We start from the raw sequence: 10,754 nt of genomic DNA, 5'->3' as shown, positions 1-10,754 counted from the left end.
CTCGAGTCAAGCCTTATTTTAAAAGGCTTTTCGAGGTTACCGACCGGGTTGTTTGCGTTGCCGCTTGCCCTGTCGATGGAGGCGCATTATAGGGAGTTGAATCTTTCTGGCAACCCCTCATCGGCAATAAAATTGCAAAAAACTGCACTTTTTTAGTTATTCATATCCAACCACAGCTTTTATACAAACTTATCCACAAAAACCGGTTCCGGATTGCTAGAATGGCCGAAAACAAGGAGGCCAAGATGGACTTGCGACTGAGACCTTACAAAGGAAAACGCCCGCAATTGGGCAAACAGGCATATGTAGACCCCTGCGCGACACCGGTGGTGTGATATCGAGCAGGCCGACGATACGCAAGTAAAGTGAGCAATTCCGTATTACGCCAGGTTCGGAACGGCTCTTAGCTCCTATATAGAAGAGTTGAATAATGAGAGAAGGCAGTTGAGGCAGTTGAGGCAGTATAAGAATTCATTAAAAGAAAAGCCGGGACAAGCCCGGCTTTTTCTTTATCACTCAGCAGCTGCTTCAGCAGCGGCCGGGCGGTCTACCAGCTCAATATAAGCCATAGGGGCGTTGTCGCCTGCACGGAAACCGCATTTCAGAATGCGAGTATAACCGCCGGCGCGCTCCAGGTAGCGCGGGCCCAGTTCATTGAACAGCTTAGCCACGATCGCGTTATCGCGAGTACGGGCAAATGCCAGGCGACGATTAGCAACGCTATCAGTCTTGGCAAGGGTGATCAGCGGTTCAACTACACGACGCAGCTCTTTTGCCTTAGGCAGAGTCGTCTTGATGATCTCATGACGAACCAGGGAGCTGGCCATGTTGCGGAACATTGCCTGACGATGGCTGCTGTTCCGGTTCAGTTGACGACCACTCAAACGATGGCGCATGACCTTATCCTTCTAACTAAATCTGTGAAACCCGTAATCTGGATTACTCGTCAGCGATGCTGGCGGGCGGCCAGTTCTCAAGGCGCATGCCAAGAGACAGACCACGGGAGGCCAACACGTCCTTGATCTCAGTCAGGGACTTCTTACCGAGGTTAGGAGTCTTAAGCAACTCAACTTCGGTACGCTGTACCAGATCACCAATATAGTGGATAGCTTCTGCCTTCAGACAGTTCGCAGAACGAACTGTCAGCTCCAAATCATCGACAGGACGTAGCAGAATCGGATCAAACTCGGGTTTCTCTTCTTTCTTCTCGGGCACGCTGACATCGCGCAGATCCACGAAGGCTTCCAGTTGCTCGGCCAGAATAGTGGCAGAACGACGGATGGCTTCTTCAGGATCCAGGGTACCATTGGTCTCCATGTCGATGACCAGCTTGTCCAAGTCGGTACGCTGTTCCACACGTGCTGCCTCAACATTGTAGGCAATACGAACGATGGGGCTGAACGCGGAGTCCAGCAGCAGGCGACCAATCGGACGCTCTTCGTCATCGTTGTGAACACGAGCAGAAGCAGGCACATAACCACGACCGCGCTGAACTTTCAGGCGCATGCTGATTTCAGCATTAGCGCCAGTCAGGTGGCAGATTACGTGCTCCGGGTTTACGATCTCGACTTCATCACCGTGAGTGATATCACCAGCGGTAACGGGGCCTGTTCCAGACTTGGTCAGGGACAGAGTTACCTCGTCCTTGCCTTCCAGCTTCACAGCGATACCTTTCAGGTTGAGCAGGATTTCAAGAATGTCTTCCTGTACACCTTCTTTGCTGCTGTACTCATGCAGTACCCCGTCAATTTCGACTTCAGTAACTGCACAACCGGGCATAGATGACAGCAAAATACGACGCAGGGCGTTGCCCAGCGTGTGACCAAAGCCACGCTCAAGTGGCTCAAGAGTCACTTTCGCATGAGTCGGGCTAACTTGCTCGATGTCAACTAGCCGCGGTTTAAGAAAATCTGTTACAGAACCCAGCATTGTGTCCTCTCTTTAGAAGCTAGCTTTACTTGGAGTAAAGCTCGACGATCAGCTGTTCGTTAATGTCGGCAGACAGGTCAGAACGCTCTGGCAGACGCTTGAAAGCACCTTCCATTTTAGCGGCGTCAACCTCTACCCAAGTCGGCTTCTCACGCTGACCAGCAACTTCCAGGGAAGCTTTGATACGCGCTTGCTTCTTAGCCTTCTCACGAACGCAGATCACGTCCTCAGGGGAAACCTGGAAAGAAGGAATGTTCACAACGCGACCGTTTACCATGATGGCCTTGTGGCTCACCAGCTGACGAGATTCAGCACGGGTAGCGCCGAAGCCCATACGGTAAACAACGTTGTCCAAACGACCTTCCAGCAGCTGCAACAGGTTTTCACCGGTGTTACCCTTTTGACGGGCAGCGTCGCGGTAGTAGTTGCGGAACTGTTTTTCCAATACGCCGTAGATACGACGAACTTTTTGTTTCTCGCGCAGCTGAACACCGTAGTCGGACAGACGCGCTTTACGCGCACCGTGCTGACCAGGGGCGGTGTCAATCTTGCACTTAGAATCAATCGCACGAACACCAGACTTCAGGAAGAGGTCGGTGCCCTCACGACGGCTAAGCTTAAGCTTAGGACCGATATATCTTGCCATCTTCTTTCTCCAACAATCCTAGACCAAGTAGCTACAGCGTTATACGCGGCGCTTCTTGGGAGGACGACAACCGTTGTGCGGGATCGGAGTCACATCAGTAATGTTAGTGATGCGGAAACCAGCCGCGTTCAGAGCGCGGATGGAAGACTCACGACCGGGACCCGGACCTTTGACCATGACTTCCAGGTTCTTCACGCCGTATTCTTTGGCGATCTCACCAGCACGCTCAGCAGCTACCTGGGCAGCAAACGGAGTGGACTTACGGGAACCACGGAAACCTGAACCACCAGAGGTAGCCCATGACAGAGCATTGCCCTGACGGTCAGTAATGGTCACGATTGTGTTGTTGAAAGATGCATGAACGTGCGCAATACCGTCGCTCACTTGCTTTTTAACGCGCTTGCGAGCACGAGTCGGAGTTTTAGCCATTTTCTACCTTCCCGTTACTTCTTGATAGCCTTGCGCGGACCCTTACGGGTACGTGCGTTGGTCTTGGTACGTTGACCACGAACAGGCAGGCTACGACGGTGACGCAAACCACGGTAGCAACCCAGATCCATCAATCGCTTGATGTTCATGGAAATCTGACGACGCAGGTCACCTTCAACGGTGAATTTACCTACTTGTTCACGCAGACTCTCGATCTGAGCTTCGTCCAGGTCTTTAATTTTCACATTCTCAGCGATACCGGCTGCGGCACAGATGGCCTTAGAGCGGGTACGACCGACGCCATAAATCGCAGTCAAAGCGATGACTGCATGCTTATGGTCAGGAATGTTAATGCCAGCGATACGGGCCACTATTCACTCCTACATATAGTAGATTACGACCACCACAAAGCCCGTGAGCGGATACGTGGCGGTCAACCAATACACAACAAAAGTTGGCTGGCTATATTAGCCAGCACAACTATTTGTTGCAAGTACTAACCGTAAAAAATTAGCCTTGGCGCTGTTTATGCTTTGGCTCGCTGCAAATCACACGCACCACACCGTGACGCTTGATGATTTTGCAGTTACGGCAGATTGCCTTAACGGAAGCACGAACTTTCATTGCTTAACTCCGTAACTACGCCGACCTTTAGCGGCCGTAGCCCTTCAGGTTGGCCTTCCTCAGGACGTCGCCATATTGATGAGACATCATATGGGTTTGTACCTGAGCCATGAAGTCCATGATAACTACCACGATAATCAGCAGCGAAGTGCCACCGAAGTAGAACTGTACGTTCCAGGCAGTCATCAAGAACTGGGGTACCAGACAGATAAAGGTTATATAGAGCGCACCTGCCAATGTCAGGCGAGTCATAACCTTATCGATGTAACGTGCTGTCTGCTCGCCCGGGCGAATCCCCGGGATAAAGGCTCCACTCTTCTTCAGATTATCTGCTGTCTCGCGGGGGTTGAACACCAGCGCGGTATAGAAGAAGCAGAAGAAGATAATGGCTGCTGCATACAGCATCTCGTAAAGCGGTTGACCCGGCTGCAGGACCATAGAGACCTGTTGCAGGATATCAGCTACTTTACCCTCGCCCTGACCAAACCAAGAGGTAATGGTCCCCGGGAAGAGGATGATACTGGATGCGAAAATCGCAGGAATCACACCAGCCATATTCACTTTCAACGGCAGGTGTGTGCTTTGCGCGGCGAATACCTGGCGGCCTTGTTGACGCTTGGCATAGTTAACGACGATACGACGCTGACCACGCTCCACGAACACCACAAAGTAAGTCACTGCGAAAACAATCAAGCCCAGCAACAACAACAGCAGGATGTGCAATTCCCCTTGACGTGCCTGTTCGGCCGTAGCGCCAATGGCATGCGGCAGACCAGCAACGATACCTGTGAAAATAATCAACGAGATACCATTACCAATCCCACGCTCGGTAATCTGTTCACCCAACCACATCAAGAACATGGTACCGGTGACCAGACTCACAACCGCTGTGAAATAGAAGCCCAAACCCGGATGAGTCACGAGTCCATGCATCATATTCGGCAGACCGGTTGCAATACCAATGGCCTGGAAAGTTCCCAAAACCAGCGTGCCCCAACGGGTATATTGGCTAATCTTGCGACGGCCGGATTCACCTTCTTTCTTGAGTTCAGCAAGAGCGGGGTGAACCACTGTCAGCAGCTGGATAATGATCGACGCCGAAATGTACGGCATGATCCCCAACGCAAGAATAGAAGCACGCGAGAGTGCACCACCACTGAACATGTTGAACATCTCAATGATGGTGCCCTTCTGTTGCTGGAACAACTCGGCCAGTACGGCGGCGTCAATACCAGGAATCGGCACATAAGAGCCTGCACGGAAAACGATAATCGCCCCGAGAACGAAGAGCAGACGGCTCTTCAGTTCACTCAGACCACCCTGTGCTTTAACATCCAATCCTGGTTTCTTAGCCATTGTACTGATTATTCCTCGATTTTACCGCCAGCGGCCTCGATGGCTGCGCGTGCACCTTTGGTGACGGACAGACCACGAACGGTCACAGCACGGTCAATGTTGCCAGACAGAACAACTTTAGCGAACACGATGTTCTTGGTAACAACACCGGCTTGCTTCAGAGTGCTCAGATCGACCACATCACCTTCTACCATGGCGATTTCGTTCAGACGCACTTCGGCAGAAACCAAAGATTTGCGAGAGAAGAAACCGAACTTCGGCAGACGGATTTTCAAAGGCATCTGGCCGCCTTCGAAACCGTTGCGGACCTTGCCGCCACCGGAACGAGAGGTTTGGCCTTTAACACCACGACCACCAGTCTTGCCCAGGCCGGAGCCGATACCACGACCACGACGTTGTTTTTCAGGCTTGGAACCAGCGGCCGGAGACAGAGTGTTCAGACGCATGCTTAGCCCTCCACCTTAACCATGTAATAAACCTGGTTGATCATGCCGCGTACGCAAGGAGTATCTTCCAGCTCAACGGTGTGACCAATGCGACGCAGACCCAGACCACGCAGAGTCGCCTTGTGCTTTGGCAGACGGCCGATAGAGCTGCGAGTTTGAGTTACTTTTACAGTGTTAGCCATGTCGCATTACCCCAGAATTTCTTCAACGCGCAGACCACGCTTGGCAGCGATCTGGGCCGGGGATTGACCCTGTACCAGAGCGTCTACAGTTGCGCGAACAACGTTGATTGGGTTGGTGGAACCGTAGGTCTTGGCCAGCACGTTGTGGATACCGGCAACTTCCAGAACGGCACGCATAGCGCCGCCTGCAATGATACCAGTACCTTGAGAGGCCGGCTTCATGAACACGGTGGAACCGGAGTGAACACCACGCACCGGATGGTGCAGAGTGCCGTTGTTCAGTTCAACCTTGCTCAGGTTACGCTTAGCCTGTTCCATTGCTTTTTGAATAGCAGCCGGAACTTCACGGGCTTTACCGTAACCGTAACCTACACGGCCGTTACCATCACCCACCACGGTCAACGCGGTGAAGGACATGATACGACCACCTTTAACAGTTTTCGAAACACGGTTTACTGCAATGAGCTTTTCTTGCAGTTCGCCGGCTTGAGATTCGACTTTAGCCATCTTCGACTCCTAGCTTAGAACTGAAGACCAGCGTCACGTGCGGCAGCTGCCAGAGCAGCAATGCGACCGTGATACTTGAAACCGGAACGATCGAAAGATACGTTCTGAACGCCTTTGGCAATAGCACGCTCAGCGATAGCTTTACCTACAGCGGTAGCAGCATCTGCGTTACCGGTGTATTTGATAGCTTCACTGATGGCTTTCTCTACTGTGGAAGCAGAGGCCAGAACTTCGGAACCGTTGGCTGCAATAACCTGCGCATAGATATGACGCGGGGTACGGTGAACAACCAGACGGGTGGCTCCCAGTTCCTGCATCTTTTTCCGAGCACGAGTAGCACGACGGAGACGAGCTGCTTTCTTGTCCATAGTGTTACCTTACTTCTTCTTAGCTTCTTTAGTACGCACTTGCTCGTTGGCATAGCGTACACCCTTGCCCTTGTAGGGCTCCGGAGCGCGGTAAGCACGGATATCGGCGGCGACTTGGCCAACCAGCTGCTTGTCGACGCCACGCAGAACGATTTCTGTAGCAGTCGGGCACTCAGCGGTCACACCAGCCGGCAGCGCATGCTCTACCGGGTGAGAGAAGCCCAGAGCCAGCGCAACAGCATTGCCCTTGATGGAGGCTTTATAACCTACACCAACCAGCTGCAGCTTGCGCTCGAAGCCTTGGGTAACACCGATTACCATGTTGTTGACCAATGCACGGGCAGTACCGGCCTGAGCGTCAGCACCAGCGATGCTGCCGCGCGGGGCGAACTTGAGTACATTGTCTTCTTTGGTCACTTCTACACCGGCGTGAATAGAGCGAACCAGAGAACCTTTACCACCTTTGATGGTCAGTTCCTGGCCGTTCAGAGTCACCTCTACGCCAGCAGGAATAGTGACGGGTGCCTTAGCAACACGAGACATTTCCTACCTCCTATTAAGCGACGTAGCAGATGATCTCACCGCCCATGCTTGCTTTGCGAGCAGCACGGTCAGTCATCACACCTTTAGACGTGGACACGATAGCAACACCGAGACCGCCCATAACTTTCGGCAGATCAGTAGTGCGCTTGTAAATACGCAGGCCTGGACGGCTTACGCGTTGGATCAGTTCTACAACTGGCTTGCCCTGGAAATATTTCAGTTCAATTTCCAGTTCCGGCTTCACGTCACCAGCTACGGAGTAGCCAGCGATGTAACCTTCTTCTTTCAGCACTTTGGCGATAGCCACTTTCAGCTTGGAAGAAGGCATGGAAACCGCAACTTTGCTCGCCGCCTGACCGTTACGGATGCGGGTCAGCATATCCGCGATCGGATCTTGCATGCTCATAAGTCTAACTCCCGAGATTCGTTACCAAGAAGCCTTCTTCAGGCCCGGAATTTCGCCCTTCATGGCATGCTCACGCACCTTGATGCGAGACAGGCCAAACTTGCGCAGGAAACCGTGCGGACGACCAGTAATATTGCAACGGTTACGCTGGCGGGACGGACTGGAATCACGGGGCAGCTGTTGCAGTTGCAGTACAGCATCCCAACGCGCTTCTTCAGAAGCGTTCATGTCAACGATGATAGCTTTCAGCTCGGCACGCTTGGTCGCGTACTTGGCTACCAGCTTGGCACGCTTTGCTTCGCGCGCTTTCATGGATGTTTTAGCCATAACCCTAACCTTACTTGCGGAATGGGAAGTTAAAGGCAGCCAGCAGAGCACGGCCTTCTTCATCGGTATTCGCGGAAGTGGTGATGGTGATATCCAAACCACGGACGCGATCGACTTTGTCATAGTCGATTTCCGGGAAGATGATCTGCTCACGCACGCCCATGGAGTAGTTACCACGACCGTCGAACGCTTTAGCGTTCAGGCCACGGAAGTCACGGATACGCGGTACGGAGATGCAGATCAGCCGTTCCAGGAACTCCCACATACGCTCGCCACGCAGGGTTACTTTACAACCTATCGGGTAGCCTTCACGAATCTTGAAGCCCGCAACAGATTTGCGAGCTTTGGTGATCAGCGGCTTCTGACCGGAAATGGCAGCCATATCGGCAGCAGCATTTTCCAGCAATTTCTTGTCAGAGATCGCTTCACCAACACCCATGTTCAGGGTGATTTTCTCGATCCGAGGGACTTGCATGATAGTCTTGTAACCGAACTGCTTTGACAGTTCATTTACTACATCGGATTTGTAGTAATCATGCAGTTTCGCCATCGTTAAACTCCAATTACTTCACAAGTTCGCCGGTGGATTTGAAGAAACGGACTTTTTTGCCGTCTTCAATCCGGAAACCAACGCGGTCAGCTTTGCCAGTGGCAGAGTTGAACAGCGCTACGTTTGATACATCGATGGGGGCTTCTTTGGTGACGATACCGCCAGCCTGACCCAGTGCGGGTACCGGCTTCTGGTGTTTCTTCACCTGGTTGATGCCTTCAACGATTACCTTACCTTTTGCAATCAGGACTTGAGTGACTTTGCCACGCTTGCCCTTGTCTTTGCCGGTAAGTACGATCACTTCGTCTTCGCGACGGATTTTAGCTGCCATCGTTCGACTCCTTACAGTACTTCGGGTGCCAGGGACACAATCTTCATGAACTTCTCATTACGCAGTTCACGGGTCACCGGGCCAAAAATACGAGTACCGATTGGCTGTTGGTTGTTGTTAAGCAACACAGCCGCATTGTTGTCGAAACGGATGACAGAGCCGTCCGGACGACGAACGCCTTTACGGGTGCGTACGACCACCGCGTTATACACATCACCTTTCTTCACTTTACCGCGAGGAATAGCTTCCTTGATGGAAACCTTGATGATGTCGCCGATGCCGGCGTAACGGCGGTGCGAGCCACCCAGAACCTTAATACACATTACACTGCGAGCGCCGGAGTTGTCGGCAACACCCAGCATACTTTGCATCTGGATCATCTTAGTGCTCCGCTTTGTTTACTTCTTATCCCTGATGGGATCTGGCTGCCTTCAAAAGGCGCGAAACTATAACACAGGATTTTTAGAAAAGGTAGCCTAAAAAACAAACGGCCCCTGAAAGGGGCCGTTTGGACTAAAAAGTACCGATTAGGCCTTTTCTAAGATCGCAACCAGGGTCCAGGACTTGGTCTTGGACAGCGGGCGGCATTCGCGGATTTCCACGAGATCGCCTGCTTTACACTCGTTGGTCTCGTCATGCACGTGCAGCTTGGTAGTACGCTTGATGATCTTACCGTAGATCGGGTGCTTTACCTTGCGCTCGATAGCAACAGTGATGGACTTGTCCATCTTGTCGCTGATTACACGACCTTGCAGAGTACGGATCTTGTCAGTCATTACGCACCTGCCTTCTCAGTCAGTACAGTCTTGATACGTGCGACGTCACGACGCACTTGTTTCAGAGTGTGAGTCTGAGCCAGCTGGCCGGTGGACGCTTGCATGCGCATGTTGAATTGCTCACGCAGCAGGCCCAGCAGCTCCTGGTTCAGTTCTTCGACGCTCTTTTGACGCAGATCTTGGGCTTTCATCACATCACCGTCTTAATTACGAAAGTGGTCTGAACAGACAGCTTAGCTGCGGCCAGGGCAAACGCTTCACGCGCCAGAGCCTCAGGTACACCGTCCATCTCGTACAGAACCTTGCCAGGCTGGATCGGGCAAACCCAGTATTCCACGTTACCCTTACCTTTACCCATACGAACTTCGAGGGGCTTTTCGGTGATGGGCTTGTCCGGGAACACACGGATCCAGATCTTACCTTGACGCTTAACGTGACGGGTCATGGCACGACGGGCTGCTTCGATTTGACGAGCAGTCAGTTGACCACGGGATGTCGCCTTCAGGCCAAAGGTACCGAAGGATACTTCGTTACCAGAGGTGGCCAGACCGCGGTTACGACCCTTGTGGGTCTTGCGGAATTTAGTACGCTTAGGTTGCAACATTTACCGAATCTCCTTACTTAGCAGCGCGGCGCTTGTTGTCACGCTTGGGCTTTGCAGGAGCTTGCTCTTGAGCAGCGGCAGCGTTAACAGCAGCCAGACCGCCCAGAACTTCGCCCTTGAAGATCCAAACTTTAACGCCGATCACACCGTAAGTGGTGTGGGCTTCAGAAGTTGCGTAGTCGATGTCGGCACGCAGGGTGTGCAACGGCACACGACCTTCACGGTACCATTCGGTACGCGCGATTTCAGCGCCGCCCAGACGACCGGAAACTTCCACTTTGATGCCCTTGGCACCCAGGCGCATTGCGTTCTGTACGGCGCGCTTCATAGCACGACGGAACATTACACGACGCTCCAGCTGGGAAGTGATGCTGTCGGCAACAAGTTTGCCATCCAGCTCCGGCTTGCGGACTTCGGAAATGTTGATCTGAGCAGGCACGCCAGCAATAGCGGCTACAGCTTTGCGCAGTTTCTCAACGTCTTCGCCTTTCTTACCGATTACAACACCCGGACGAGCGGTGTGAATGGTCACACGGATGCTCTTGGCCGGACGCTCAATGGTGATCTTGGACAAGGACGCGTTTTTCAGTTCCTTGGTCAGGAACTGGCGTACTTGAAAATCGCTGTACAGGTTGTCAGCGAAGTCTTTGGTGTTCGCGAACCAGGTAGAATTCCAAGGCTTGGTAATACCCAGGCGAATGCCATTAGGATGTACTTTCTGACCCATTGC

Annotated in this window: 21 protein-coding genes and 1 pseudogene; 1 reads left to right on the top strand and 21 read right to left on the bottom strand. The window is 52.5% G+C overall.

The annotated features are described in order from the left end of the window. Positions 1-221 precede the first annotated feature (221 nt). Positions 222-329, top strand: a pseudogene (locus ACE1BR_RS05075) (gamma carbonic anhydrase family protein); the annotation flags it as partial. Between the two features lie 183 nt (positions 330-512). Here the strand turns inward: ACE1BR_RS05075 and rplQ are convergent. The 21 genes from rplQ to rpsC all read right to left on the bottom strand — a co-directional run bounded on the left by rplQ (position 513) and on the right by rpsC (position 10,751). Further along, positions 513-896: a 50S ribosomal protein L17 gene (gene rplQ / locus ACE1BR_RS05070; protein WP_005307999.1), complete on the bottom strand. Its 384-nt coding sequence runs from the start codon at positions 894-896 to the stop codon at positions 513-515. Between the two features lie 43 nt (positions 897-939). Next, positions 940-1,929 (bottom strand): DNA-directed RNA polymerase subunit alpha, encoded by a 990-nt coding sequence (locus tag ACE1BR_RS05065; RefSeq protein WP_005307997.1) that lies wholly within the window; start codon positions 1,927-1,929, stop codon positions 940-942. Between the two features lie 25 nt (positions 1,930-1,954). Continuing rightward, complete coding sequence (rpsD, locus tag ACE1BR_RS05060) at positions 1,955-2,575, bottom strand: 30S ribosomal protein S4 (protein ID WP_005340600.1); 621 nt, start codon at positions 2,573-2,575, stop codon at positions 1,955-1,957. A 39-nt stretch (positions 2,576-2,614) separates the two neighbouring features. Next, positions 2,615-3,004 carry a 30S ribosomal protein S11 gene (gene rpsK, locus ACE1BR_RS05055; RefSeq protein ID WP_005319702.1) on the bottom strand — a complete coding sequence of 130 codons (390 nt, stop codon included), beginning with the start codon at positions 3,002-3,004 and terminating at the stop codon, positions 2,615-2,617. A 14-nt stretch (positions 3,005-3,018) separates the two neighbouring features. Then, positions 3,019-3,375 (bottom strand): 30S ribosomal protein S13, encoded by a 357-nt coding sequence (gene rpsM, locus ACE1BR_RS05050; protein ID WP_005307991.1) that lies wholly within the window; start codon positions 3,373-3,375, stop codon positions 3,019-3,021. 139 nt (positions 3,376-3,514) lie between these two features. Continuing rightward, complete coding sequence (gene rpmJ, locus ACE1BR_RS05045; protein WP_005319705.1) at positions 3,515-3,628, bottom strand: 50S ribosomal protein L36; 114 nt, start codon at positions 3,626-3,628, stop codon at positions 3,515-3,517. A gap of 27 nt (positions 3,629-3,655) precedes the next feature. Further along, on the bottom strand, positions 3,656-4,984 hold the full coding sequence (secY, locus tag ACE1BR_RS05040) for a preprotein translocase subunit SecY (RefSeq protein WP_042059159.1): 1,329 nt from the start codon (positions 4,982-4,984) through the stop codon (positions 3,656-3,658). A gap of 8 nt (positions 4,985-4,992) precedes the next feature. Next, positions 4,993-5,430 (bottom strand): 50S ribosomal protein L15, encoded by a 438-nt coding sequence (gene rplO, locus ACE1BR_RS05035; protein WP_033138839.1) that lies wholly within the window; start codon positions 5,428-5,430, stop codon positions 4,993-4,995. A gap of 2 nt (positions 5,431-5,432) precedes the next feature. Next, the gene (rpmD, locus tag ACE1BR_RS05030) at positions 5,433-5,612 is read right to left on the bottom strand and encodes a 50S ribosomal protein L30 (protein ID WP_005307985.1); all 180 of its coding nucleotides are present in this window, start codon (positions 5,610-5,612) and stop codon (positions 5,433-5,435) included. Between the two features lie 6 nt (positions 5,613-5,618). Next, complete coding sequence (rpsE, locus tag ACE1BR_RS05025) at positions 5,619-6,119, bottom strand: 30S ribosomal protein S5 (RefSeq protein WP_042010196.1); 501 nt, start codon at positions 6,117-6,119, stop codon at positions 5,619-5,621. A 14-nt stretch (positions 6,120-6,133) separates the two neighbouring features. Continuing rightward, positions 6,134-6,487, bottom strand: a complete 354-nt coding sequence (gene rplR, locus ACE1BR_RS05020; RefSeq protein WP_011704317.1) for a 50S ribosomal protein L18 — start codon at positions 6,485-6,487, stop codon at positions 6,134-6,136. 9 nt (positions 6,488-6,496) lie between these two features. After that, positions 6,497-7,030, bottom strand: a complete 534-nt coding sequence (rplF, locus tag ACE1BR_RS05015; protein ID WP_005340607.1) for a 50S ribosomal protein L6 — start codon at positions 7,028-7,030, stop codon at positions 6,497-6,499. A gap of 13 nt (positions 7,031-7,043) precedes the next feature. Then, positions 7,044-7,436 carry a 30S ribosomal protein S8 gene (gene rpsH, locus ACE1BR_RS05010; protein WP_005307980.1) on the bottom strand — a complete coding sequence of 131 codons (393 nt, stop codon included), beginning with the start codon at positions 7,434-7,436 and terminating at the stop codon, positions 7,044-7,046. 21 nt (positions 7,437-7,457) lie between these two features. Beyond that, a complete protein-coding gene (gene rpsN, locus ACE1BR_RS05005; RefSeq protein WP_005340609.1) occupies positions 7,458-7,763 on the bottom strand; it encodes a 30S ribosomal protein S14 in 306 nt (101 codons plus the stop codon). 10 nt (positions 7,764-7,773) lie between these two features. Further along, on the bottom strand, positions 7,774-8,313 hold the full coding sequence (gene rplE / locus ACE1BR_RS05000; protein ID WP_005331162.1) for a 50S ribosomal protein L5: 540 nt from the start codon (positions 8,311-8,313) through the stop codon (positions 7,774-7,776). Between the two features lie 13 nt (positions 8,314-8,326). Further along, the gene (rplX, locus tag ACE1BR_RS04995) at positions 8,327-8,644 is read right to left on the bottom strand and encodes a 50S ribosomal protein L24 (RefSeq protein WP_005307977.1); all 318 of its coding nucleotides are present in this window, start codon (positions 8,642-8,644) and stop codon (positions 8,327-8,329) included. 11 nt (positions 8,645-8,655) lie between these two features. After that, on the bottom strand, positions 8,656-9,024 hold the full coding sequence (gene rplN, locus ACE1BR_RS04990) for a 50S ribosomal protein L14 (protein WP_005307975.1): 369 nt from the start codon (positions 9,022-9,024) through the stop codon (positions 8,656-8,658). Positions 9,025-9,171: 147 nt separating this feature from the next. Then, the gene (gene rpsQ / locus ACE1BR_RS04985; protein ID WP_033138836.1) at positions 9,172-9,420 is read right to left on the bottom strand and encodes a 30S ribosomal protein S17; all 249 of its coding nucleotides are present in this window, start codon (positions 9,418-9,420) and stop codon (positions 9,172-9,174) included. Continuing rightward, entirely contained in the window at positions 9,420-9,611 is a 192-nt protein-coding gene (gene rpmC, locus ACE1BR_RS04980; RefSeq protein ID WP_005307965.1) for a 50S ribosomal protein L29, read from the bottom strand. The genes rpsQ and rpmC overlap by 1 nt, the downstream gene beginning before the upstream one ends. Continuing rightward, entirely contained in the window at positions 9,611-10,024 is a 414-nt protein-coding gene (gene rplP, locus ACE1BR_RS04975; protein ID WP_005340612.1) for a 50S ribosomal protein L16, read from the bottom strand. Before rplP ends, rpmC begins: the two co-directional genes overlap by 1 nt. Positions 10,025-10,037: 13 nt before the next feature. Continuing rightward, positions 10,038-10,751 carry a 30S ribosomal protein S3 gene (gene rpsC, locus ACE1BR_RS04970; protein ID WP_005331168.1) on the bottom strand — a complete coding sequence of 238 codons (714 nt, stop codon included), beginning with the start codon at positions 10,749-10,751 and terminating at the stop codon, positions 10,038-10,040. Between the last annotated feature and the right edge of the window lie 3 nt (positions 10,752-10,754).

Origin of the sequence: Aeromonas sp. MdU4 (assembly GCF_041929505.1) — a bacterium.
Taxonomy (GTDB): domain Bacteria; phylum Pseudomonadota; class Gammaproteobacteria; order Enterobacterales; family Aeromonadaceae; genus Aeromonas.
This window is presented reverse-complemented; position numbering and strand designations above follow the sequence as displayed.